Source organism: Paraburkholderia sp. PAMB 6770, from assembly GCF_057748135.1.
Genome location: NZ_CM173238.1, coordinates 3118069 through 3143095, shown reverse-complemented (window position 1 = coordinate 3143095; position 25027 = coordinate 3118069). Strand labels below are relative to the sequence as shown.

Annotated in this window: 20 protein-coding genes; 8 read left to right on the top strand and 12 right to left on the bottom strand. The window is 68.4% G+C overall.

What is annotated here, in order from left to right; translation table 11 throughout:
• Nucleotides 1–104 precede the first annotated feature (104 nt).
• Both AC3AP7_RS14175 and AC3AP7_RS14170 read left to right on the top strand, forming a co-directional pair.
• Nucleotides 105–3209: a sensor domain-containing protein gene (locus tag AC3AP7_RS14175; protein WP_475761929.1), complete on the top strand. Its 3105-nt coding sequence runs from the start codon at nt 105–107 to the stop codon at nt 3207–3209.
• A gap of 41 nt (nt 3210–3250) precedes the next feature.
• Nucleotides 3251–3802, top strand: coding sequence for a GNAT family N-acetyltransferase (locus tag AC3AP7_RS14170; protein ID WP_475761931.1), 552 nt, complete (start codon nt 3251–3253; stop codon nt 3800–3802).
• A gap of 9 nt (nt 3803–3811) precedes the next feature.
• Here the strand turns inward: AC3AP7_RS14170 and AC3AP7_RS14165 are convergent, their stop codons facing one another.
• Nucleotides 3812–4207, bottom strand: a complete 396-nt coding sequence (locus tag AC3AP7_RS14165; protein ID WP_475761933.1) for an acyl-CoA thioesterase — start codon at nt 4205–4207, stop codon at nt 3812–3814.
• Nucleotides 4208–4436: 229 nt separating this feature from the next.
• On the opposite strand from AC3AP7_RS14165, the gene AC3AP7_RS14160 reads away from it, so the two are divergent.
• Nucleotides 4437–6323, top strand: a complete 1887-nt coding sequence (locus AC3AP7_RS14160; protein ID WP_475761935.1) for an ABCB family ABC transporter ATP-binding protein/permease — start codon at nt 4437–4439, stop codon at nt 6321–6323.
• Between the two features lie 226 nt (nt 6324–6549).
• Here AC3AP7_RS14160 and murU read toward each other — a convergent pair whose 3' ends face one another.
• Nucleotides 6550–7272, bottom strand: coding sequence for an N-acetylmuramate alpha-1-phosphate uridylyltransferase MurU (gene murU / locus AC3AP7_RS14155; protein ID WP_475761937.1), 723 nt, complete (start codon nt 7270–7272; stop codon nt 6550–6552).
• 14 nt (nt 7273–7286) lie between these two features.
• A complete protein-coding gene (locus AC3AP7_RS14150; RefSeq protein ID WP_475761939.1) occupies nt 7287–8366 on the bottom strand; it encodes an aminoglycoside phosphotransferase family protein in 1080 nt (359 codons plus the stop codon).
• A gap of 221 nt (nt 8367–8587) precedes the next feature.
• Here AC3AP7_RS14150 and AC3AP7_RS14145 point away from each other — a divergent pair, with 221 nt between their 5' ends.
• The 4 genes from AC3AP7_RS14145 to rsmA all read left to right on the top strand — a co-directional run bounded on the left by AC3AP7_RS14145 (nt 8588) and on the right by rsmA (nt 14306).
• Nucleotides 8588–10954 (top strand): LPS-assembly protein LptD, encoded by a 2367-nt coding sequence (locus AC3AP7_RS14145; RefSeq protein ID WP_475761941.1) that lies wholly within the window; start codon nt 8588–8590, stop codon nt 10952–10954.
• A 69-nt stretch (nt 10955–11023) separates the two neighbouring features.
• Nucleotides 11024–12421: a peptidylprolyl isomerase gene (locus tag AC3AP7_RS14140; RefSeq protein WP_475761943.1), complete on the top strand. Its 1398-nt coding sequence runs from the start codon at nt 11024–11026 to the stop codon at nt 12419–12421.
• Between the two features lie 5 nt (nt 12422–12426).
• Nucleotides 12427–13440, top strand: coding sequence for a 4-hydroxythreonine-4-phosphate dehydrogenase PdxA (gene pdxA / locus AC3AP7_RS14135; RefSeq protein ID WP_475761945.1), 1014 nt, complete (start codon nt 12427–12429; stop codon nt 13438–13440).
• Between the two features lie 26 nt (nt 13441–13466).
• A complete protein-coding gene (rsmA, locus tag AC3AP7_RS14130; RefSeq protein ID WP_475761947.1) occupies nt 13467–14306 on the top strand; it encodes a 16S rRNA (adenine(1518)-N(6)/adenine(1519)-N(6))-dimethyltransferase RsmA in 840 nt (279 codons plus the stop codon).
• 24 nt (nt 14307–14330) lie between these two features.
• Here the strand turns inward: rsmA and AC3AP7_RS14125 are convergent, their stop codons facing one another.
• On the bottom strand, nt 14331–15275 hold the full coding sequence (locus AC3AP7_RS14125) for a DMT family transporter (protein ID WP_475761949.1): 945 nt from the start codon (nt 15273–15275) through the stop codon (nt 14331–14333).
• Nucleotides 15276–15557: 282 nt separating this feature from the next.
• On the opposite strand from AC3AP7_RS14125, the gene gloA reads away from it, so the two are divergent.
• Nucleotides 15558–15944, top strand: a complete 387-nt coding sequence (gloA, locus tag AC3AP7_RS14120; RefSeq protein ID WP_475761951.1) for a lactoylglutathione lyase — start codon at nt 15558–15560, stop codon at nt 15942–15944.
• A gap of 46 nt (nt 15945–15990) precedes the next feature.
• Here gloA and AC3AP7_RS14115 read toward each other — a convergent pair whose 3' ends face one another.
• The 8 genes from AC3AP7_RS14115 to AC3AP7_RS14080 all read right to left on the bottom strand — a co-directional run bounded on the left by AC3AP7_RS14115 (nt 15991) and on the right by AC3AP7_RS14080 (nt 25026).
• Nucleotides 15991–16833, bottom strand: a complete 843-nt coding sequence (locus AC3AP7_RS14115) for a M48 family metallopeptidase (RefSeq protein ID WP_475761953.1) — start codon at nt 16831–16833, stop codon at nt 15991–15993.
• Nucleotides 16834–16894: 61 nt separating this feature from the next.
• A complete protein-coding gene (locus tag AC3AP7_RS14110) occupies nt 16895–17653 on the bottom strand; it encodes a lysophospholipid acyltransferase family protein (RefSeq protein ID WP_475761955.1) in 759 nt (252 codons plus the stop codon).
• A 32-nt stretch (nt 17654–17685) separates the two neighbouring features.
• Nucleotides 17686–18246: a D-glycero-beta-D-manno-heptose 1,7-bisphosphate 7-phosphatase gene (gmhB, locus tag AC3AP7_RS14105; protein WP_475761957.1), complete on the bottom strand. Its 561-nt coding sequence runs from the start codon at nt 18244–18246 to the stop codon at nt 17686–17688.
• Nucleotides 18247–18261: 15 nt separating this feature from the next.
• Nucleotides 18262–20370, bottom strand: a complete 2109-nt coding sequence (gene glyS / locus AC3AP7_RS14100; RefSeq protein WP_475761959.1) for a glycine--tRNA ligase subunit beta — start codon at nt 20368–20370, stop codon at nt 18262–18264.
• 15 nt (nt 20371–20385) lie between these two features.
• A complete protein-coding gene (gene glyQ / locus AC3AP7_RS14095) occupies nt 20386–21393 on the bottom strand; it encodes a glycine--tRNA ligase subunit alpha (RefSeq protein WP_475761961.1) in 1008 nt (335 codons plus the stop codon).
• A 127-nt stretch (nt 21394–21520) separates the two neighbouring features.
• Complete coding sequence (lnt, locus tag AC3AP7_RS14090) at nt 21521–23188, bottom strand: apolipoprotein N-acyltransferase (RefSeq protein ID WP_475761963.1); 1668 nt, start codon at nt 23186–23188, stop codon at nt 21521–21523.
• Between the two features lie 29 nt (nt 23189–23217).
• Nucleotides 23218–24114, bottom strand: a complete 897-nt coding sequence (locus AC3AP7_RS14085; RefSeq protein WP_475761965.1) for a CorC family transporter — start codon at nt 24112–24114, stop codon at nt 23218–23220.
• Between the two features lie 246 nt (nt 24115–24360).
• Nucleotides 24361–25026, bottom strand: coding sequence for a gamma-glutamylcyclotransferase (locus tag AC3AP7_RS14080; protein ID WP_475761967.1), 666 nt, complete (start codon nt 25024–25026; stop codon nt 24361–24363).
• Nucleotide 25027: the final 1 nt, after the last annotated feature.

Sequence of the window (25027 nt, the reverse complement as noted above, 5' to 3'; positions counted from 1 at the left end):
CATGGGTTGGCGCGGAGAAGATCGATCGCAGGTGCCGCCAGAAGCATCGAAAACGGACCACCCGCCGTGCGCCTCGTCCGTAAAACGACTGACGTCCGGAACCCATGACACCCATCTTCCCGAGGCGGTTGCTGATCAACCTCGCCGTGGTCGCCGCCGCAATCGGCGCGAATGCGTTCGTTGCCTACACGCAGATCTGCGCGCGGCGCGACGCCGACCTGCGGATGCTGCGCTCGACCGATTTCCGGCAGCACCTCGACGCGTACCGGGCCGCGCTCGACGGCGATTTCGCCGCGCTCGCGCGCTTCGGGTCGGGCGCGGCGCCCGTCCCGGCGGATGCCGGCGCGGCATCGGGCGGCGCGCTTGCCGTACTCGAAGGCGCGCTCGCCGGCGAACGGGGCGATCAGCCGCAGATGGCGGCGCAACTGCAGCAACTGGGCAAGGACGGCGCCGCGCTGCAGACGCAGATGAGCGCCGTGCTGGCGCGCGCGCGCACGAGCGATCCGCGCGCGCCGCGCGTCTGGGCCGCGGCCGCATATGCGCAGCTCGGAATCGAGCGCGCGCGCATCGAAGGCGAGCTGGAGACGCTGCGCCGGCAGGAGAACCGTGCGCTCGAAGCGTCGCTGGCGGAATCGGCGCGCAAGACGCGCGATACGACGCTGCTGCTGATCGTCACGATGCTCGCCGGCGGCGCGCTGCTCATCTACACGTTCGGCGCGCGCGAGAGCGCCGCGAGCGAGCGGCTGCGGCGCGCGAAGGCGCTGCTCGGCAACGACGAGCGGTTTCGCGGGCTGTTCGACACCCATCCGGTGCCGATGTACATCTACGACCGCGAAACGCTGCGCTTTCTGGCCGTCAATGCCGCCGCGGTCCAGCAATACGGCTACACGGAAAGCGAATTTCTCGCGATGACGATCCGCGAGATTCGCCCGGCGAGCGAAATCGGCCGGCTCGAATCGCATCTGCAGCGCAGCGGGCCGTCCGCACTGCTCGGCCGCACGATGGCCGGCGTCTGGCTTCACCGGCGCAAGGACGGCTCGACGATCAACGTCGACATTTCCTATCACTCGCTGATGTTTGCCGGCCGCCCGGCGATCTTCGTGCTGGCCGACGACGTCACCGAGCAGATCAACGCCGAGGCCGAAGCGCAGCGCTCGAACCAGATGCTCGAAACGGTGATCGACAACATCCCGCAGCGCGTCTTCTGGAAGGACACGCAATCGCGCTATCTCGGCTGCAACATGGCGTTCGCGCGCGACGCGGGGCTCGCGTATCCGGAGCAGGTCGTCGGCAAGACCGACGAAGACCTGCCGTGGCGTGCGCACGCGGGTACCGCGCGCACGCTCGACGAGGAGGTGATCCAGACCGGCGTGCCGAAGATGAACTACGAAGTCGATCTGGTCATCGACGGCGTGCATCGCACGACGGTCACGAGCAAGCTGCCGTTTACCGACAGCGACGGGCGCGTGATCGGCGTGCTCGGCTCCTATACCGACATCACCGAGCGCAAGCGCGCGGATCTCGCGCTGCGGCTGCAAAGCCGCGCGCTCGATGCGAGCGTCAACGCGATCCTGATCACGGGCCCGTCCGCGCGCGGCAACCTGATCGAGTACGTGAATCCGGCGTTCAGGCGCATCACCGGCTACGACCCGTCCGAGGTGATCGGCCACGACTGCCGGCTGCTGCAGCGCGACGACCACGACCAGGAGGGCATCGCCGCGATTCGCCAGGCGCTCGCGGCGAACCGCGAAGTAAGCGCGGTGCTGCGCAACTACCGCAAGGACGGCGCGCTGTTCTGGAACCAGCTGTTCATCGCGCCGGTGCCGGACCCGGAAGGGCAGACGACGCACCACATCGGCGTGATCAACGACGTGACCGAACTGATCCGCTACCAGGAGCAGCTCGAGTACCAGGCGAACTACGACAGCCTCACGCGCCTGCCGAACCGCAACCTGCTGCGCGACCGGCTGCAGCATGCGCTCGTCGTCGCGCGGCGCCACCACAAGGGGGTGGCGGTCGTGTTCATCGATCTCGACGGCTTCAAGAACGTCAACGACAGCCTCGGGCACAGCGTCGGCGACCGGCTGCTCGCGGTCGTCGCCGAGCGCCTCGCGCGCTGCGCGCGGGCGAGCGACACGGTCGCGCGTCACGGCGGCGACGAGTTCGTGATCGTGATGACCGATATCGTCGACGAGCAGTCGCTGATCGCCTGGATGGAGCGCGTGCGCGCCTCGATCTCGGAGCCGGTCTGGCTCGACGGCACCGAGCTGTACGTCGGCTGCAGCATGGGCGCGAGCCTGTTCCCGCAGGACGGCGACGACGCCGAGACGCTGATGAAGAAGGCCGACCTCGCGATGTACCGCGCCAAGGACATGGGCCGCAACACGTTCCAGTTCTACCAGCCGGAAATGAACGCGAGCGCCGGTGCGCGGCTGAGCCTCGAACGCCGCTTGCGTCGCGCGCTGCGCGACGGCGAGTTTCTGCTGCACTACCAGCCGCAGGTCGACATCGAGACCGGCCAGATCGTCGGCATGGAGGCGCTGGTGCGCTGGCACGATCCCGAAGTCGGGCTGGTGCCGCCGTCGGCGTTCATCCCGGTCGCGGAAGAGTGCGGGCTGATCGGGCCGCTGTCGGAATGGGTGCTGCGCGAGGCCTGCCGGCAGAACAAGGCCTGGCAGGACGAGGGGCTGCCGCCCGCGCGCGTGTCGGTGAACCTGTCGGCGCGCCAGTTCCAGCAGCGCGACATCGCGCACATGGTCATGCAGGTGCTCGACGAGACCGGGCTCGAACCGCGCTTCCTCGAACTGGAGCTCACGGAGAGCACGATCATGCGCAATGCCGAGGAAGCAGTGTCGGCGCTGAACGCGTTGAGCGCGCTCGGCATCGGCCTCGCGATCGACGATTTCGGCACCGGCTATTCGAGCCTGAGCTACCTCAAGCGCTTCCCGGTGCACCGGCTGAAGATCGACCGCTCGTTCGTGTCGGACATCGGCGCGTCCGGCGACGACGAGACGATCACGTCGGCGATCATCGCGCTCGCGCATTCGCTGAACCTGCAGGTCATCGCCGAAGGGGTCGAGACGTCCGAGCAACTCGACTTCCTGAAGGAGCGCGCATGCGACGAAATGCAGGGCTATTTCTTCTCGCGGCCGATTCCGCACGACGCGATTCCCGTCCTGCTGCAGGAGCGGGCGGGCGGCACGGCGTAAGCCCGGCCGCCGCGCCGCATCCCGTGGCCAGACACTCCGCGATGAACGCTTTCCCGACCCTCGCCACACCCCGGCTGCTGCTGCGCGAGCTGTGCGCGGCGGATGCCCCCGCGCTGTTCGCGATTCACGGCGACGCCGCCGCGATGCGCTGGTATGGCGTCGATCCGATGACCGACGTGCGCGAGGCGCAACGGCTGATCGCGGCATTCGCGAGCTGGCGGCAACTGCCGAACCCGGGCGTGCGCTGGGCGCTGCACAGCCGCGCGAGCGGCGCGCTGGTCGGCACCTGCGGGCTGTTCAAGTGGAACCGCGGCTGGCGCAGCTGCACGCTCGGCTACGAGCTCGCGCGCGCGGCGCGGGGCGCCGGGCTGATGACCGAGGCGTTGCACGCGGCGCTGACATGGGGGTTTGCGCAGATGGCGCTGAACCGTGTGGACGCGCAGATTCATCCGCAGAACGCCGCGTCCCTGCGGCTCGCCGCGCGGCTGGGCTTCGTGCAGGAGGGGCGGGCGCGCCAGGCCGGCTACTGGCAGGGCGCGCACCACGACCTGCTGCAGTTCGGCCTGCTGCGCGAGGACTGGCCGCCTGCCTGAGGGCCGCGCTCAGTCGAGCGACGGCAGCGCGCGCGGGCGGCGGTCGCTGTCGGTGGCAACGTAGGTGAGGGTGGCCTCGGTCACCTTGACGAGTTCCTGCGCGAGGCTCATCCGCTGCGCGTAGACGGTGACCTCGACGGTCACGGACGTGTTGCCGGTTTTCACGATGTCCGCGTAGAAGCTCAGCAGATCGCCGACGAACACCGGCTGCTTGAACACGAACGAGTTCACCGCAACCGTCGCGACACGGCCGTTGGCGCGCCGGCTCGCGGGGATCGAGCCGGCGATGTCGACTTGCGCCATGATCCAGCCGCCGAACACGTCACCGTGCACGTTCGCGTCCGACGGTTGCGGGACGACGCGCAGCGCACACGATTTTTGCGGGAGTTGAAGCTGATCGGACATCGAAGTACCCCTACGAGCGGATTGGCGAGGCGGGCGACGCGTCTGCGCCGCAGTGCGGCGCGGCCGGTGCGCCGCCCGCCGGAGAAAGCAGAGGAAAGCGGCGCCCGCCGGCTTCTGCGACAATAGAAAGATCAGGAATTGTACGGGAAAGCGCGCGCCCCGGTCGCCCGTCCGGCGGCCGCGTGCGTTCGCGCCGCCGTACGCCGTCCCCTCATTGCCGTATTGCCCCATGCGCCGCTACGCCGCCACCACCGAACCTTCGCCGCTGCCCACCGGGCCGCGCAACGACTGGCAGACGATCGTCTCGCTGCTGCCGTACCTCGCCACCTACAAGACGCGCGTCGGGCTGGCGCTGGCCTGCCTGATCGGCGCGAAGGTCGCGAACCTCGGCGTGCCGATCGTGATGAAGCACATCGTCGACAATCTCGCCGCCGTGCAGCACCTGACCGCGCTCGGCCGCGCCGATCACGCGCCCGGCATCGTGCTGCTGGGCGGCGTCGGCTTGCTGGTGGTCGCCTATGCGGTGGTGCGGCTGTCGACGTCGGCGTTTACCGAACTGCGCGAGATCCTGTTTTCGAAGGTGACGGAAAGCGCGGTGCGCCAGCTTGCGCTGAAGGTGTTCCGCCATCTGCATGCGCTGTCGCTGCGTTTTCATCTGGACCGGCAGACGGGCGGCATGTCGCGCGACATCGAGCGCGGCACGCGCGGCATCACGCAACTGATCTCGTACTCGCTGTACAGCATTCTGCCGACGCTCGTCGAAGTCGGGCTCGTGCTGGGCTTTTTCGTGGTCAAGTACGACGCGTATTACGCGATCGTCACGTTCGTCGCGCTGGCGGTCTACGTGGCCTTCACGGTGAGGATGACCGAGTGGCGCACGCATTTTCGCCGCACGATGAACGAGCTCGATTCGCGCGCGAACTCGCGCGCGATCGACTCGCTGCTCAACTACGAGACCGTCAAGTACTTCGGCAACGAGGAGTGGGAAGCGCAGCGCTACGACGAAAACCTGAAGCGCTATCGCGCGGCGGCGATCCGCTCGCAGAACTCGCTGTCGGTGCTGAACTTCGGGCAGCAGACGATCATCGGCACCGGGCTCGTGTTCATCCTGTGGCGCGCGACCCAGGGGGTGATGGCCGGGCGCCTCACGCTGGGCGATCTCGTGCTGATCAACACGTTCATGCTGCAGCTCTACATCCCGCTGAACTTCCTCGGCGTGGTGTATCGGGAGCTCAAGCAGAGCCTCACGGACATGGACCGCATGTTCACGCTGCTCGGCGCACGTCAGGAAGTGCCCGACGGAGCGGACGCGCCGCCGCTTGCGGTGCGCGGCGGCGAGGTGCGCTTCGCGCACGTGAACTTCGGCTACGAGCCGGCGCGGCAGATCCTGCACGACGTGAGCTTCACGATTGCGGCGGGCACGACCACCGCCGTGGTCGGCCATAGCGGCTCCGGCAAATCCACGCTCGCGCGCCTGCTGTTTCGCTTCTACGACCTGGAGCGCGCGGGCGGCGGCGCGATCACGATCGACGGCGCGGATATTCGCGACGTCACGCAGGATTCGCTGCGCGCGTCGATCGGCATCGTGCCGCAGGACACGGTGCTGTTCAACGACTCGATCTACTACAACATCGCCTATGGCCGCCCGCAGGCAAGCCGCGACGAGGTGATCGCCGCGGCGCGCGCCGCGCACATCCACGAGTTCATCGAAGGTTTGCCGAAGGGCTATGACACGCCGGTCGGCGAGCGCGGCCTGAAGCTGTCGGGCGGCGAGAAGCAGCGCGTCGCGATTGCGCGCACGATCCTGAAAAATCCGCCGATCCTCGTGTTCGACGAAGCGACCTCGGCGCTCGATTCGCGCTCCGAGCGCGCGATCCAGCAGGAACTCGACCATATCGCCCGCGAACGGACCACGCTGATCATCGCGCACCGGTTGTCGACCGTGGTGCACGCGCAGCAGATCATCGTGATGGACAAGGGGCGGATCGTCGAGCGCGGCACTCATGCGGAACTGCTGCAGGCCGGCGGCCTGTTTGCGCAGATGTGGGCGCTGCAGCAGCGCGCGGCGCAGGCCGCGCATGCGCCCGAGGCCGCAGCGGCGGCGGAGTCGCGCTGAACCCGCGGGTCCGGCGCATGGGTGTGGCCCGGCGCGCCATGCGTGCGGGGGCGCGGACCGGGTATGACGTGGCGCGAACCTGGCCTCGCGCGGGGCGAATGCGGCCTGGTGTGGCGCGAACCTGGCCTCGCGCGGCGCGAATCCGGCCTGGTGTGGCGCGAACCTGGCCTGGCGCGGGGCGAATCCGGCCTGGCGCGGCGCAATTCCGGCCTCGCGCGGCGCACGCTCAGCCGGCTGCCGCGGCGCGCAACTGCTGGTCGAGCGCCCGCAACTGCTCAGGGGTGCCGACGTTTTCCCATCGTCCGGTATAGCATTCGCCGCTCGCGAGGCCGCGGGCGATCGTGTCGCGGTAGTACGGTCCGAGCGCACGGCGCGTGCCGCGCGGCAGCGCACGGAACATCCGCGTGTCGTACACGCCGATACTGCCGAACGTGAGACGCGGCTGCGCATCGAGCGACAGCCTGCCCTCGACGAGACCGAAGTCGCCGTGCGGATGAAACGGCGGATTGGGCACCATCACCAGATGCATGCCGGGCTCCGGCATGCGGGCCACGCGCGCGGCCTGCGCGTGCAGCGACGCATAGTCGAAATCCGCGTACACGTCCCCCGCAATTGCAACGAAGGCGGTGCCTGCCGCGCCGTCTTCGAGCAGCGGCAGCGCCTGCGCGATGCCGCCGGCCGTCTCCAGCGCGTCGCCTTCGGCCGAGTAGCGCAGCCGCACGCCCCAGCGCGCGCCGTCGCCGAGCGCGGCTTCGATGCGCGCGCCCAGCCACGCATGGTTGATCACGATCGATGCGAAACCGGCCTGCGCGAGCCGTTCGATCTGCCAGACGATCAGCGGCTTGCCGCCGGCTTCGAGCAGCGGCTTCGGCGTGTGGTCGGTGAGCGGGCGCATGCGTTCGCCGCGCCCGGCGGCGAAGATCATGGCGGTCAGCGGCGTGGCGGTCATCGGCGTGCGGTTTCTCAGAACGTGTAGCCGACTTCGGCGGCGCGGCCTTCGAGCGTGTCGAGCAGCCTCGCGAACGGCGCGAGCGGCGCATAGCGCTGCGCGACCTTGCGGGCGTAGCCGATGAAGCGCGGCAGATCGGCCATGTAGTGAGACTTGCCGTCGCGGTAGTGGATCCGGCAGAACAGGCCGAGCACCTTGATGTGCCGCTGCAGCCCCATCCATTCCAGCTGGCGGTAGAACTCGCCGAAATCGGCATCGACCGGCAGGCCGGCCTTTTTCGCGTGCTCCCAGTAGTACGCGAAGCAGTCGAGCTCGAAGGCCTCGTCCCAGCTGATGAACGCGTCGCGCAGCAGCGACACGACGTCGTAGGTGAGCGGGCCGTACACGGCGTCCTGGAAGTCGAGCACGCCCGGATTCAGCGGGTTGGGCCGCGGGTCGACCATCAGGTTGCGCGGCATGAAGTCGCGCAGCATGTAGCCTTGCGGCTGCGCGCGCGCGCTCGCGACCAGCAGCGCGAACGTGCGTTCGAGCACGCCGCGCGTCGCGTCGTCCACGTCGCGGCCGAGATGGCGGCCGACGAACCACTCCGGCATCAGCTCCAGTTCGCGCCGCAGGAACGCTTCGTCGAACGCCGGCAGCACGCCCGGGCGCGACGCGCGCTGCCAGCGGATCAGCGCGTCGAGCGCATCGCGCATCAGCGCGCGCGCGTTGCCTTCGTTCAGCGCGCTCAGGTACGACGTGGTGCCGAGATCGGTGACGAGCATCAGCCCCGCGTCGAAATCGGCTTCGAGCACGCGCGGCACGTGCACGCCCGCGTCGCCCAGCCACTGCGCGACCTGCACGAATTCGCGGCATTTTTCGGGCGGCGGGGCATCGACGGCGATCAGCGTGCCCGGCACGCCGTCTTGCGCTTCCTTACCGGCGAGTCTGAAATAGCGCCGGAAACTGGCGTCGCTGGAGGCCGGCACGAGCGTGCCGGCCTCCAGCGCGTACCGGCTGGCGAAGCCTGCCAGCCAGCGGCGCAGCAGTTCGAGGCGGGTATCGGAGGAGGCGGGGGCGTCCGGCGGACAGTGCGGTGCGCGGGGCAGATTCATGAAAAGGCTGAGGCAAATCCGGGGGAAGAACGTCTTGCCATATAATACCCCACGACTTTTTTGACGCGGCTCGCGCCGGCTTTCGCTGCTCCCGCTTTATCGCCTCTTCATTGCCCAACCGATGATCCACCAGCATGGAGAAAGGCTGCCGCAGTCGGGCAGACGAGGCGCGGGATCCAGCATGCCGAGACCGGCAGCCGGGCCGATTCGCCAAACGATACATGCCGCCCAGACAGCTTTCCCTCACGACCTCCTCGCGCGGCGGCGTGCCGCGTAAAAGGCGGCTCGTCGCGGCTTTGCTCGCCGTGCCGGGCCTGATGCCCGCGCTCGCGCACGCCCAGTTGTCGGGCGATGCGGCACAGCCCCAGCCGCTCGATGCACCGTGGGGGATGCGCCTCGCGCCGCAACTCGAAGAGCATCCGCTCAAGCCGGACCAGAAGCCCGCCACCTTCGTGCTGGGCGATTTCGCGGACGGCACGAGCGGCGTGGACATCGCCGCAAAGGGCGCGGCCGAGGTGCGCCGTCCGACCTTCACGCTGAAGGCGGACGCGCTGCACTACGACGAGGACACGGATCGGGCCGATGCTTACGGTCACGTGGTCGTGGACAACAGCGGCGCGCGCTTCGCCGGGCCCGACGCCCACCTTCAGCTCGATTCGAGCGAAGGCTACATGAGCACGCCGAAGTACCACTTCAACATGACAGGCGGCTCCGGCAGCGCGCAGCGCGTCGACATGCTCGACAGCGAGCGCACGGTCTTCACGCAGGGCACCTATACCGCGTGCCAGTGCACGAGCAATCCGGCGTGGTATATCCGCGGCAGCGAGTTCGATTTCGACACCGGCGCCGACGAAGGGGTTGCGCACAATGCGGTGCTGTTCTTCCAGGGCGTGCCGATTTTCGGCACGCCCTGGATGTCGTTCCCGTTGTCCGGCGAGCGCCGCAGCGGCCTGCTGCCGCCGACGTTCTCGCTCGATTCGACCAACGGCTTCGAATTCGACCTGCCGTATTACCTGAACATCGCGCCGAACCGCGATCTGCTGTTCACGCCGAAGCTGATCTCGAAGCGCGGCGTCGAGACCGACGCGACGTACCGCTATCTGTCCTCGAACTATTCGGGGTCGATCGAAGGCATCTTCCTGCCGGACGACGCGATCACGAAGACCAACCGCTACGCGCTGTTCATCCAGCACAACCAGAACTTCGGCGACGGGTTCGGCGGCTATATCTACTACAACAAGGTCTCGGACAACACGTTCCCGGAAGACCTCGGCTCGACCTCCGGCCAGATCCTCAACGGCACGCAGCTGCTGTACCAGCAGGAAGCGGGGCTCACGTACAACAACGGCCCGTGGTCGGTGCTCGCGCGCGTGCAGAACTGGCAGACGCTGGCGCCGTCGATCGCGCCGTACGGGCGCGAGCCGGAATTCAACGTCAAGTATGCGAAGTACGACGTCGGCGGCTTCGACTATGGCGCGACCGCCGACTTCTCGCGCTTCACGATCACGACGCCGGATTCGACCGAAGGCGACCGGGTCGCCTTCGATCCGTACCTGTCGTACTCGATCGTCGGGCCGGGCTACTTCGTCACGCCGAAGGTGCAGTGGCACTTCGCGTCGTACAACCTGAGCTCGATCGGCTCGGATGCGCCGGTCGGGCAGCCGAAGTACTTCACCGAATCGGTGCCGACGCTGTCGTTCGACACCGGGCTGATCTTCCAGCGTTCGGTGCACCTGTTCGGGCAGGATTACCTGCAGACGCTCGAACCGCGTCTGTACTACGTGTACACGCCGTACCGCAACCAGATCTTCGCGCCGCTGTTCGATACGGCGGACGCGGACTTCGGCCTCGCGGAAATCTTCACGCCGAACACCTTCGTCGGCGACGACCGCATTGCCGACCAGAACCGCATCACGGCTGCGATCACGACGCGCTTCATCAACCCGGAAACCGGCGACGAGCGCGCGCGCTTCGTGCTCGCGCAGGAGTATTACTTCCAGGATCAGCGCGTCACGCTGCTGCCGACCCAGACGTCCGCGCAGGCCACCCACTCGGATCTGATCGCGGGCGCGTCGATCAAGCTCGGGGCGGGTTTCGCATCCGAAACGGCGGTCGAATATAATGCGGACAACAACCAGCTGACGCAGAGCAGCGTCGGCTTCGGCTTCAGTCCTCAGTCAGGCAAGGTGATCAACCTCGCTTATCGTTACACGCGAGCCGATACGACCCTGGACAACACGCCCGTCAACCAGATCACCTTTTCCGCGCAGTGGCCGCTCACGCATCGTTTTTTCAGCGTCGTGCGGATGAATTACGACCTGCAGGGTCGGGCGATCGTCGACAGCCTGGTCGGTCTGCAGTACGACGCGGACTGCTGGGTGCTCGGCATCGGCGTGCAGCGCTACGCGGACGGCGTGAACACCCTCGGCCTGCCGACCCAGGGCACGCGCGTGCTGGCGCAGATCACGTTCAAGGGCTTGTCGAGCGTGGATAACGGCCTGATTTCGGCGTTCCGTTCGGGCGTGCCGGGGTACACGCCGCTGCCGCCGAATCCGGCGCCGGAGGCGCGTTTCACCAATTACGAATGACCGCGGTCGGATCACCTATAAAATGGCGCAAAGGCGGGCGCGGGGTGCCCGACATCATCTGGAGTCTCTGTGGGTATCATGAAAACGCTTCGCTTGGCAACGCTTCTGGCGGGTTGTGCCGCCGTTGCCGCCTTACTGCAGGTCGCGCCCGCACAGGCGCAGAATCTCCCGAATGCGACCGCGAGCCCCACGGCGGCGGCGCCCAGCAATATCCAGCCGGTCGACCGGATTGCCGCAATCGTCAATGACGGGGTGATCACGGTTCGCGAGCTGAACGACCGCATGGGGCTCATTACGCGGCGCCTGCAGCAGCAGAACGCACCGGTGCCGCCGCTCGACCAGCTGCGCCAGCAGGTGCTCGACCAGATGATTCTCGAGCGCATCCAGCTGCAGCAAGCGAAGGAAGACGGCATCACCGTCGACGACGCGGCCGTGCAGCACACGCTCGAACGGCTCGCCGCGGCCAACCACATGCCGCTCGAAGAGTATCGCGCGCGCATCGAGGCGGAAGGCGTGCCCTGGGCCACGTTCACGCGCGACGCGCGCACCGAGCTGATCCTGTCGCATCTGCGCGAGCAGGAGGTCGACCGGAAGGTGACGGTGTCGGACGCGGAAGTCGCGAACTACATCGCGAGCCAGCGCGGTCCGAACGTCGGGCTGTCGAACGACCTGAACATCGAGCATATCCTCGTGAAGGTGCCGTCCAGCGCCACCGAGGCGGAGATCGTCGCGGCCGAGCAGAAAGCGCACGGGATCCTGCAAACGGCGCTCAAGGGCAACACGAAGTTCAGCAAGCTCGCGAAAGAAGACTCGCAGGCGGCGGACGCCGGCAAGGGCGGCGATCTCGGCTTCAAGTCGGCTGACCAGCTGCCGCCGGAGTTCGTGAAGGCGGCGTCGAAGCTGCGCCCCGGCGAAGTGAGCCCGGACGTAATCCGCACCGACGACGGCTTCCAGATCATCCGGCTGGTCGCCCGGCGCCCGTCCGAGGGCTCGGCCAGTTCCGACCTTGCGGTGATCCCGCAGACCCACGTGCGGCACATCCTGCTGCGCGTCGGCGACGCGATGTCCGAGGCGCAGGCGCGCGAGAAGCTGCTGGAGATCCGCCAGCAGATCGAAGCGGGCGGCGACTTCGCGAAATTCGCGCGCACCTATTCGCAGGACGGCTCGGCGGCGCAGGGCGGCGACCTCGGCTGGATCAGCCCCGGCGAGACGGTGCCCGAGTTCGAGCGGGCCATGAACAGCCTGCAGGTCGGGCAGATCAGCGAACCGGTGCGCACCGAATACGGCTACCACCTGATCCAGGTGCTCGGCCGGCGCGAATCGAAGGGCTCGGTCGCCGAGCAGATGAACCTCGCGCGCCAGGCGATCGGCCAGCGCAAGGCCGAGCAGGCCTATGCGGACTGGCTGCGCGAACTGCGCGACACGGCTTACGTCAACATCCTGATCGGCAAGCCGAACCTGAACTGACGCTCATGTCCCGTTCCGACGCGGCCTCGCGCGCCCCCCTGCAGATCGCGATCACGACCGGCGAGCCCGCCGGCGTCGGTCCCGAGCTGACTGCGCAGGCGCTCGTCGGGGCGCCCGCCCGCTGGCCCGGCGCGCAGTTTACGGTGCTCGGCGACGCGGGTCTGCTCGACGCGCGGGCGCGCGCCGTGGGGCTCGACTGGGCGGCGTTTCTCGCCTCGCATGGCGATCGCGTGCGCGTCGAGCATCTGCCGCTCGGCGCCGCGTCGCAGCCGGGCCGGCTCGATGCCGCCAATGGCCGCTACGTGCTGGCGCTGCTCGACCGCGCGATCGACGGCGCGATGGACGGCCGCTACGACGCGATGGTCACCGCGCCGCTGCAGAAGAGCACGATCAACGACGCAGGGGTGCCGTTCACCGGCCACACCGAATATCTCGCACAGCGCACCGGCACGCAGCAGGTCGTGATGATGCTCGCCGGCACCGGCGCGCGCCCGCTGCGGGTCGCGCTCGCGACTACCCATCTGCCGCTGAAGGACGTGCCGGCTGCGCTGACGGTCGAAGGGCTCGCCGGCACGCTGCGCATCATCGACAGCGATCTGCGCCGTCATTTCGGGCTGCCCGCGCCGCGCATCCTCGTGACGGGGCTCAACCCGCACGCGGGCGAGAACGGCTATCTCGGGCGCGAGGAAATCGACGTGATCGAGCCTGCGCTGAAGCAGGCGCAGGCAGCCGGCATCGACGCGCGCGGCCCATACCCGGCCGACACGCTGTTCCAGCCGCGCTATCTGAACGATGCCGACTGCGTGCTCGCAATGTTCCATGACCAGGGGCTGCCGGTGCTGAAGTTCGCCACCTTCGGCGAAGGCATCAACGTGACGCTCGGCTTGCCGATCATCCGCACGTCGGTCGATCACGGCACCGCGCTCGATCTGGCCGGCACCGGCCGCGCGGATGCGGGCAGCCTGATCGCGGCGCTCGACACCGCGGTAACGATGGCCGGCCATCGGCGCGCGGCCTGACTTTTTCGTTTTTTTCGCCTTTTCCGATGTCCACCAGCCGCCAGCATCAGGGTCACTTCGCACGCAAGCGTTTCGGGCAGAACTTTCTGGTCGACATGGGCGTGATCGATTCGATTGTCGACGTGATTCGTCCGCGCGAGGGCGAGCGCATGGTCGAGATCGGGCCGGGTCTCGGCGCGCTGACGGAGCCGCTGATCGCGCGGCTCGCGACGCCGGCGTCGCCGCTGCACGCGGTGGAGCTGGACCGCGACCTGATCGCGCGGCTGCAGAAGAAGTTTGGCGCGTTGCTGACGCTGCACGCCGGCGACGCGCTCGACTTCGACTTCGGCGCGCTCGCCGACCCGCAGGCGCCGGCGGGCACGCCGACGCTGCGCATCGTCGGCAATCTGCCGTACAACATCTCCAGTCCGCTGCTGTTCCATCTCGCCGCCTTTGCGCCGGCGGTGATCGATCAGCACTTCATGCTGCAGAACGAAGTGGTCGAGCGGATGGTCGCGGAACCGGGCAGCAAGGCGTTCAGCCGTCTGTCGGTGATGCTGCAGTACCGCTATACGATCGACAAGCTGCTCGACGTGCCGCCCGACGCATTCCAGCCGCCGCCGAAGGTCGATTCGGCGATCGTGCGGATGATTCCGCACGCCCCGCACGAGTTGCCCGACGTCGACGCGCGCGTGCTGGGCGACGTCGTGACGGCGGCGTTTTCGCAGCGTCGCAAGATGTTGCGCAACACGCTCGCCAGCTTGCGCGACACGGTGGACTTCGACGCACTCGGCTTCGACCTGCAGCGTCGCGCGGAGGACGTGCCGGTCGCCGAATACGTGCGCGTCGCGCAGGCTGTGGCGGCGGCGCGCCCCGGTCCCGCCTGAGCGCACGCGCGCCGCGGCGCCGCCTCAGCGCGCGCGCCGCACCGGCGCGTTGACGAGCGCAATGCCCGCCAGCACCATCAGCGCGGCCGCGAGGAAGCGGTCACTGAACGAATCGCCGAGCAGCAGCACGCCGAACGTGACGCCGAACAGCGGTGTCAGGAACGAGAACACGGCCAGCCGCGAGGCCACATAGCGCGTGAGCAGCCAGAACCACGTCAGATAGCTGATGAACGCGACGATCACTGCCTGATAGGCGAGGCTGGCGAGCGCGAGCGGCGTGACGGCGGCGATGTGGGTCTCGCCGCTCGCGAGCGCCAGCGCGATCAGCGCGACCGCGGATACCGCGAGCTGATACAGCAGGGTCTTGCTGGCGCTCGCGTACGCCAGGCGGGTCGCCCGCACCACCACCGTGGTCGCCGCCCAGGCGATGCCGCCCAGCACGCCGAGCGCGTCACCCGCGACGCCGGCGAGCGTCGTGCGGCCGTGACCGTGACCGCCCGCGTGGCCGTGCATGAAGCCGTCCGCGAACGCGAGCGCGATGCCCGCGAACGCGACGAAAATCCCGGCCCATTGCGTGCGCCGCAGGCGCTCGCCGGCGACGAAAAAGTGCAGCCCGAGTGCGGTGAAGCACGGTGCGGTGTACAGAAAGACCGCCATCCGCGACGCCGTGGTGAGCGTCAGGCCGAGGAAGATGCAGACGAACTCGGCCGCGAACAGCACGCCCGCGAGCAGTCCCGCGCGCAGCGTGCCGTCGTTTGCGAAGAGCGGTGTGCCGCGGGCGCGTGCCCAGCCCCAGACGAGCAGCGCGGCGATCGCCGAGCGCAGCCCGGCCTGCAACACCGGCGGCAGGTACGCGTTGGCGCTTTTGATTGCCACCTGTTGCAGGCCCCAGATCGCGCAGAGCAGGATCATCGTCAGAATGGCGAGGCTGTCGGGCGAGCGGCGGTCGGCGAGGGCAGGGGTGTGCATGACGGGTCGAAGCGCGGGCGGCGTCCGGTGCGCATGAGAACGCGCCGGACCCTGCCCGTGGCGAAAATCTCGATGGGGTTGGCTGTGGCGGCCGGCTGCGGCGTGTCGCGGTGCAGGGCGCTTGCGCAGGCGGTGTTGCGCACGATAGCAAATGCGGCGCGCCGCCGGGGCGATGACCCCATCGCGCGCGTGCATGCCGTGCGCCGGGGCGGCCATCGGCAGAGCGGCGCGGCGCGATTCCGGGTACATTGACGTCCTCGATACCGCAACCAGGAGGGCACAATGCGCCTGCTTCACACGATGATCCGCGTGGGCAATCTCGACCGTTCGATCCGCTTCTACACCGAACTGCTCGGCATGAAGCTGCTGCGCCGCGAAGACTTTCCGGATGGCAAATTCACGCTGGCCTTCGTCGGCTACACCGACGAGCGTGACGGCACCGTCATCGAACTGACGCACAACTGGGACACCGGGTCCTACGACCTGGGCGCCGGCTTCGGCCACCTCGCGGTCGAAGTCGATGACGCCTATGCCGCCTGCGAGCGCATCAAGGCGCAGGGCGGTACGGTGGTGCGCGAGGCGGGGCCGATGAAACACGGCACGACCGTGATTGCGTTCGTCACCGACCCGGACGGCTACAAGATCGAATTCATCCAGCGCAAGCCGTAACGAACGTCCGGCGCCGTGCGCGGGCCGCTCACGTGCTGCCGGCGCGTCAGAGCGTCGGCAGCAGCTCCGGCGGATGTTGCTTGAGCGTTTGCCGCGCTTCGCGGAACTCCGGAAAAATCGACTCGACCGTCTGCCAGAAGCGCGGGCTGTGGTTCATCTCGCGCAGGTGGGCGAGTTCGTGGGCCACCACGTAGTCGATGATCGACAACGGAAAATGAATCAGCCGCCAGTTCAGCCGGATCTTGCCGTCGCTCGAACAGCTGCCCCAGCGCGTCGCCGCGGATGACAGCGCGTAGGTGCGATAGCTGACGCCGAGCCGCTGCGCGTAATACGCGAGCCGCTCGCCGAAGAGCCGCTTCGCCTCGCCTTGCAACCAGCCCTGCACGCGGTCCTTGATCTGCTGCGGATCCGCCTGCGCCGGCAGCGGCAGCGCGAGCGCGGCCTGCTGCGCGTCGAACACGAGCGTGCCGCGCGGCGCGCCGAGCGTCACGCGCACCGGCTGACCGAGGTAGGGCACCTGTGCGCCGTCCTTCCAGTCGATGCGCGGCAGCGCGCGCTGCTCGACGCGCGTCTGCCATTCGATCAGCTTGGCGAAGATCCAGCGCTGCTTGTCGACGATGGCGGCTTCGATGTCCGCGAGCGTCACCCAGCGCGGTGCGGTGATCGTGAGTCCGCTGCTGTCGATCGCAAAGCCGATCGAGCGCCGCGCCGAGCGCTTCAGCACGTAGGACAGCGTGCGAGCACCGATCGTCACGCTGCGCAAGCGCGTACCTTCGGGGATGGGCGGGGCGGCCGGCGCGCTCGGAGCCGCCGGCTGCGCGAACAGCGGCAGATCGAGTTGCCGGCTATCGAGCGCCGCAGCCGGGCGCGGCGAAGGGGGCTTGGGCATCGGTGTTTCGGGCTGGCGCAAGGGCGCCGTGTGGGGCGCCGTGTGAGCGGCGCCGGGCGCGTCAGAGGCGGGCAGCAGCGGAAGGCGCGGCCTTGGCCGGATACGCGGCCGGATCGATACGGCGCATTTCCGCCTCGATCCACGCTTCGACACGCGTGTTCACTTGATCGGGTGTGAGCCCGTTCGTGTCGATGGGCTTGCCGATCGACACCGTCACTATACCCGCATATTTGAAAAACGAGTTGCGTGGCCAGACGCGTCCCGCGTTGTGCGCGATCGGCACGACCGGCGCGCCGGTTTCGACCGCAAAGCGCGCGCCGCCGGTCTTGTACTTGCCCTGCTTGCCGGTCGGGGTGCGCGTGCCTTCCGGGAACATGATGACCCACGCGCCTTCCGCCAGCCGCGCCTTGCCTTGCCGCACGACGGACTCGAACGCGTATTTGCCGTCCTTGCGGTTGATGTGGATCATCCGCAGCAGCCCGAGCGCCCAGCCGAAGAACGGCACGTACAGCAGTTCGCGTTTGAATACGTAGCACAGCGGCCGCGGCATCATCGCCGGAAACGCGACCGTTTCCCAGGCCGATTGATGCTTCGACAGCAGCACGGCGGGGCCGTCCGGCAGATGGTCCAGCCCCTCTACGCGGTAGTCGATGCCGTTCAGGCTGCGCACGACCGCAAGCGTCGCACGGCACCAGCCGGCCGCCATCCAGTAGCGCCGGTCCGCACGCAGGAACGGAAATGCGACGAAGCAGGCGAGCGCGTACGGGATCGTGAAGATCACCAGGTAGATCAGCAGCAGCAGCGAACGGAGAAAGCGCATCGGAGTGCGGTCGGTTCGAAGACGCCGACGCGTTACGCGTCGGTGTGGGAGAGGAGGTCGAGCACGAACGCGCGCAGGTCGTCATGCACACGGGTGTCCGGCGGCAGGCCGCCTTTCGCGAGGGTTTTCGCCCCTTTGCCGGTCAGCACGAGATGCGGCCGGAAGCCGAGCGCGGCGCCGGCTTCGAGATCGCGCAGCGCATCGCCGACCATCGGCGTGTCCTGCGGCTCGATCTCGAAGCGCTCCGCGATCAGCTTCAGCATGCCGGGTTTCGGCTTGCGGCATTCGCAGTGGTCGTCGGCCGTGTGCGGGCAGAAGAACACCGCGTCGATGCGCGCGCCGACCGCGGCCGCCATCCGGTGCATCTTCAGATGCATCGCGTTGAGCGCGTTCATGTCGAACAGCCCGCGTCCGATGCCGGACTGGTTGGTCGCGACCGCCACCCGGTAGCCGGCCTGATTCAGCCGTGCGATCGCTTCGAGGCTGCCGGGCAGCGCAATCCATTCGTCCGGCGACTTGATGAACGCGTCCGAGTCGACGTTGATGACGCCATCGCGATCGAGCACGACGATTTTGCGGGAGGAGCTCGGCATGATGGTGTCCGTCGTTCAGGCTGCGAGCCGCGAGATGTCGGCGACGCAGTTCATCTGCTGATGCAGCGCGCCGAGCAGGGCCAGCCGGTTGGCACGCAACGCCGGATCTTCCGCGTTGACCATCACGTCGTTGAAGAACGCATCGACCGGTTCGCGCAGCGCGGCGAGCGCGCTCAGCGCGCCCGTGTACGCGCGCGTGGCCAGTTGCGACTGCACGCGCGGCGCGACCTGTTCGAGCTGCGCGTAGAGCGCCTGCTCGGCGGCCTCGACCAGCAGCGCCGCCTGCACGCCGCCGTCGAACGGCGCGCTTCCCGACTTCTTCAGGATGTTCGAGATGCGCTTGTTCGCGGCGGCGAGCGACGCCGCCTCCGCGAGCGACGAAAACTCGCGCACCGCGTCGAGCCGCGCGACGATGTCGTCCAGACGCGTCGGGTTCAGCGCGAGCACCGCGTCGATTTCGCCGGCCGCGTGGCCGCGCTCGCGCAGCAGGCCGCGCAGACGGTCCATGCAGAACGCGTAGATTGCCTCGGTCGAGTCCGCCACGTTCGGCAGCGCGGCGAACTGCGCATGCGCGGTGCGCAGCATTTCGACGAAATCGACCGGCAACTGCTTCTCGACGACGATGCGCAGGACGCCGAGCGCGTGACGGCGCAGCGCGAACGGGTCTTTCTCGCCGGTCGGCTGCAGGCCGATCCCCCAGATGCCGACGAGCGTTTCGAGCTTGTCGGCAAGCGCCACCACGGTGCCGGTGGCGGTGGACGGCAGCGCGTCGCCGGAGAAGCGCGGCTGATAGTGCTCGGTGCATGCGAGCGCGACCTCTTCCGGCTCGCCGTCGTGGCGGGCGTAGTAGGTGCCCATCGTGCCTTGCAGCTCGGGGAATTCGCCGACCATGTCGGTGATCAGGTCGGCCTTCGCGAGGCGCGCGGCGCGCTTCGCGAGCGCGACGTCGGCACCGAGCAGGGCGGCGATCGCGCCGGCGAGCGCCTCGACCCGCTCGACGCGCTGCAGCGCCGAGCCGAGCTTGTTGTGATAGACGACGTTCGCGAGCAGCGGCACGCGTTCGGCGAGCGTCTTTTTCTTGTCCTGCTCGAAGAAGAACTTCGCGTCGGCCAGACGCGGGCGCACGACCCGCTCGTTGCCTTCGACGATCTCCGCAGGCGTGTCGGTCGCGATGTTCGACACGATCAGGAAGCGCGAGCGCAGCCGGCCGGCCTGGTCGGTCAGCGCGAAATACTTCTGGTTGGTCTGCATCGTGAGGATCAGGCATTCCTGCGGGACCTGCAGGAATTCGTCCTCGAAGCGGCACGGATAGACGACCGGCCATTCGACGAGCGACGCGACTTCGTCGAGCAGCGACTCCGGCATCACGACCTGGTCATCCCCGGCCTGCGCGAGCAGGCTCGCGCGGATCTGCTCCTTGCGCTCGGCGAAGCTCGCGATCACCGAGCCCTTGTGACGCAGCGTGTCCGCGTACGTGTCCGCGTGCTGGATTGCGATGCGCCCCTCGCTGAGGAAGCGGTGGCCGAGCGTCGTGTCGCCGGCGTCGACGCCGAGCGCGCCGACCGGCACGACCTGGTCGCCGTGCAGCGCGGTCAGGCGATGCACGGGCCGCACGAACTGGATGTTGCTGCCGTCCAGGCGCTGGTACGTCATGACCTTCGGAATCGGCAGCTTCGACACGTTCAGCGTCTCGTCGAGCGCGGCCTGCAGGCCTTCGGCGAGCGTTGCGCCGGGCGCCGCGTAGCGCAGGAAGAACGCTTCGGCCTTGCCGTCGGTTGCGCGTTCGAGCTCGTTCACCGGGAAGTCGGGGAAGCCGAGCGCGGCCAGCTTCTTCGCGAGCGGCGCGGTGGGCTGGCCGTGCGCGTCGAGCGCGACCGACACCGGCAGCACCTTCTCGCGCACCTGCTTTTGCGGCGCGCCGGCGCGCACGTTGCGGACCACGACCGCGAGGCGGCGCGGCGTCGCGAAACGCTCGAACGTCAGCTCGCCTTCGATCAGCTCGCGCGCGGCGAGGCGCTGCGCGATGCCTTCGGCGAACGCGTCGCCCAGACGCGCGAGCGCCTTCGGCGGCAGTTCCTCGGTGAGCAGTTCGACGAGGAGGGTGGCGTGTTGGGGATGAGTCATGTGTTCGTGTTCCCGTCAGTCCGCGTCGATCTGCCGTTCGACCTTCAGCGGCGGCGCCCAGGCGGGCATCGCGGCATCCTGTTCGTCGGTGGTGAGGCCGGGCACGCCGTGCACCGGATTGCCGAGCATCGGGAAGCCGAGCTTTTCGCGCGAATCGTAGTACGCCTGCGCGACCTGGCGCGACAGGTTGCGGATGCGGCCGATATAGGCCGCGCGCTCGGTCACCGAGATCGCGCCGCGCGCGTCCAGCAGGTTGAACGTGTGACCGGCCTTCAGCACGAGTTCATAGGCGGGCAGCGCGAGCTGCGCATCGATCATGCGCTTCGCTTCGCTCTCGTAGCTGTTGAAGAACGTGAACAGCAGCTCGACGTTGGCCTGCTCGAAGTTGTACGTGGACTGTTCGACCTCGTTCTGGTGGTACACGTCGCCGTACGACAGGCGCCGCAGTTCGGGACCGTTCGGCCCCTGCTCTTCCCACTCGGTCCAGACGAGGTCGTAGACGTTCTCGACCTTCTGCAGGTACATCGCGAGACGCTCGAGCCCGTAGGTGATCTCGCCGAGCACGGGCCGGCAGTCGAGGCCGCCGACCTGCTGGAAGTACGTGAACTGCGTGACTTCCATGCCGTTCAGCCACACTTCCCAGCCGAGTCCCCACGCGCCGAGCGTCGGATTTTCCCAGTCGTCCTCGACGAAGCGCACGTCGTTCTGCTTCAGGTCGAAGCCGAGCGCCGCGAGCGAGCCGAGATAGAGGTCGAGAATGTTCTCCGGCGCCGGCTTCAGCACCACCTGATACTGGTAGTAATGCTGCAGACGGTTCGGATTCTCGCCGTAGCGGCCGTCTTTCGGGCGGCGCGACGGCTGCACGTAGGCGGCGCGCCACGGCTCCGGGCCGACCGCGCGCAGGAACGTGTGCACGTGCGAGGTGCCCGCGCCGACTTCGAGGTCGATGGGCTGCAGGAGCGCGCAACCCTGCTTGTCCCAGTAGGACTGCAGCGTCAGGATGATTTGCTGAAACGTGAGCATGAAGTGCCTTTCGGGCAGGGGCCGCGCCCCGGCGCGCGTGAGCGCGCGGGACGGCCGTGGAGCGAAGTGCCAAACCTTGTATTTTAACGGAAAGGGGGCACGGTGCGGATTTTTGGGGCGGCGCGCGCTACGCGTCGCCGCCGCGGCGCCGCAGGCTCGGGCCGAAGGCAAAGCCGACCGCGAGCAGCAGCAGCGAGAGCGCCAGCACCGTGTTGTTGCCGCTCGTCACGTAAGGCGTATGGCCGGACATGCCCTGCACGGTCACGTCGATCGAGCCGACCGTGAAGGGTGTGAGGCGCGCGATCACGCGGCCGTGCGCGTCGATTGCCGCGGTGGCGCCGGTATTGGTCGCGCGCAGCATCGGCCGGCCGGTTTCGAGCGAGCGCATGCGGGCGATCTGCAGATGCTGGTCGAGCGCGATCGTGTTGCCGAACCAGGCGAGGTCGGTCGTGTTGACGAGGATGCCCGGCTCGGGCGTGCTGTCGCGGATCGAGCGCGCGATTTCCTCGCCGAAAATGTCCTCGTAGCAGATGTCGACGCCGATCGCCTCGCCGTGCACGACAAATGGCTTTTGCACCGGCGCGCCGCGCGCGAAGTCGCCGAGCGGAATGTTCATCAGGTTCACGAACCAGCGAAAGCCCCACGGCACGAACTCGCCGAACGGCACCAGATGGTGCTTGTCGTAGCGGTACAGCGTGCGCGAGCCGGGCGTGACGCCAAACAGGCTGTTCGTGTAGTCGACCAGCTGGCCGTCCGGCGTGATCGTGCCGCCGATCGCGCCGAACAGCACCGCCGAGCCGGTCGTGTCGGAGAACTGGCGCAGCGCCGTCGCGAACCACGGCGGCAACTGCTGGATCAGGACCGGAATCGCGGTTTCCGGCGTGACGATCAGATTCGCGGGCTTCGCCGTAATCATCTGCTGATACTCGTGGATCGCCGCGATCGCGCCCGCCTGGTCGTACTTCATGCTCTGCTTCACGTTGCCTTGCAGCAGGCGCACCGTGAGCGGCCCGTCGACCGGCTGCGTCCAGTTCACGAGCGGCAGCGCGAGGCCCGCGGCAACGAGCGCGAGCGCGGCGCCGAACGCCGGCAGCGCGCGGCCGGGGCGCGCCGCGCTGCCGCGCGCCGCCGGTTTGCGCGCGCGCACGGCCGCCTGCACCAGCAGCGCGGCGACGAGCGCGAGCACCCAGCCCACCCCGTAGACGCCCGCCACGGGCGCATAGCCGGCAAGCGGCCCGTCGACTTGCGCATAGCCGCTCGCGAGCCACGGAAAGCCGGTGAACACCGTGCCGCGCAGCCATTCGCCGAGCGCCCACGCGCTCGCGAAGGCGAACGCGCCGTGCCAGGTCGGCGCGAACGGCCGGTCCGCGTGCGCGCCGTGGCCCGCGTGACCGGCGCAGAACGACCAGAGGCCGGCCGCGAACGCCGGATAGAGCGCGAGATACAGCGAGAACAGCACGAGCGCCGCGATGGCGAGCGGCGCGGCCATGCCGCCGTACTCGTGCATGCTGACGTAGAGCCACCAGACGCCGGTCACGAAGTTGCCGAAGCCGAAAGCGCCGCCGGTGAGCGCGGCGCTTTTCCAGCCGGTCGTGCGCGTGAGCCACGCATAGAGGAACGCGAAGATCGCGAGTTCGAGCCAGCCGCCATGCGGAGTCGGCGCGAACGACAGGGTGTTGGCCGCGCCCGCGGCGAGCGCGACGGCGTAGTGCCAGCGCGGCAGCGTGCGGCCCGGCGAGCGCGCGAGCGCGGTGGCCGCGCCACGGCGCAGGCGGGAAGTGATCGGGTCGGCCATTGTTGCGTGGTCGGCGGTGGACTGGGGAATCAGCTCTGGGCCTGCTGCGCGTCGCGTTCGCGACGGCCCGCGAGCGGATCGCGGCGCACCAGCAGCATGTGGATCTGGCGTGCGTCGCCGCGCAGGATCTCGAAGATCAGGTCGTCGATGCGCACTTTTTCGCCGCGATGCGGCACGCGCCCGAAATGATGCGTGACGAGGCCGCCGATCGTATCGACTTCCTCGTCCGGGTAGTGCGTGCCGAAGGTTTCGTTGAACTGCCCGATTTCGGTGAGCGCGCGCACGCGGTAGCGGCCGTCCGGCGACGCGATGATGTTGCCGCTTTCCTCGTCGAAATCGTATTCGTCCTCGATGTCGCCGACGATCTGCTCCAGCACGTCTTCGATCGTGATCAGCCCGGCGACGCCGCCGTACTCGTCGACGACGATCGCGATGTGGTTGTGGTTCGCGCGGAAATCGTGCAGCAGCACGTTCAGCCGCTTCGATTCGGGAATGAACACGGCGGGGCGCAGCATCCCGCGCACGTCGAATTCCTCTTGCGCGTAGTAGCGCAGCAGGTCTTTGGCCAGCAGCACGCCGATCACGTTGTCGCGGTTGCCTTCGTAGACCGGGTAGCGCGAATGCGCCTTGTCGAGCACGAACGGGATGAATTCGGCCGGCGTGTCCGCGATGTTGATCGCGTCCATCTGCGCGCGCGGGATCATGATGTCGCGCGCGCACAGTTCGGAGACCTGGAAAACGCCTTCGATCATCGACAGCGAATCCGCGTCGATCAGATTGCGCTCGTGCGCGTCCTGGAGGATTTCCAGCAGTTCGCCGCGAGATTCGGGCTCGGGCGAGATGAAGTCGGTCAGACGCTCGAGCAGCGAGCGCTTTTCCTGGGGTTTGTCGCTGGTTCGGTGTCGACTGGGAGGCGTGTCGTTCATGGTGATGCGCCCGGGCGGAGCGCGGACGCGCTGTTGCTGAGTCTTAAGGATACACCACGCACATGGCAGGACCGTGTCCCGGCCGGCCGCGCGGCGCGTGCCTCATCGTAGCGGATAACGGCGCTGCGCGGGCCGGCGAAAAAAATCGCAGACGATGCCGGGACGGGCGGACGCCGCGGCGCGCCGGGTTCTCACCCGCGTCTTCGAGCGCGCGCCCGCGCGCGGCGCAGCCTGGCTCAGCCTGGCTCAGCCGCCGTCGCGGCCCGCTTCCCGGCAGCGCGCGAGCAGCGCTTCGAGCGCGCGGTCCGGGATGCCGGTCTCGCGCAGCGCGGCCGCGGTGCGGCTCACGTAATCGAGCGTCGTGCCGTAGCGGCCGCTCGCGCACTCGAACACCGTCTGCACGATCTCGTCCGGCAGCTTGCCGGTGTAGCTCGGCACCTCGCGGCGCATGACGAACGCGAGCGCCTCGACGCGCCGGCCGTCGACCAACTGGCACGGCAGCCATGCCGGCCGGTACGAGCCCATCGCCATTTCGCGCCGCCACAGCGCTTCCAGGTGCGGCATCGCGCCCTCGGCCGCGAGCCGGAACGCGATGCCGCTGCACGAGCCGCCGCGGTCGAGCGCGAGCACGAGGCCCGGCTGCTCGGGCGTGCCGCGATTCACGCGCGACCACAGATAAAGCCCGCGATGATAGCCGTGCACCTTCGAGCGCGCGGCTTCGACGGTCGGCATGCCGGGATTCCAGATCAGCGACCCATAGCCGAACAGCCACAGATCGCGCGCGCGGTCCCAGCCGCCGAGCGTGCGTTCGAGCGACGCGCGCAGCTCGTCGTCGGTGAGCAGGCGCGACTCGCCGAGCGCCGGCGGATAGCCGGCGCAGCGCGGAGGGGTGTCGGGAACGGGCGTGCTCACG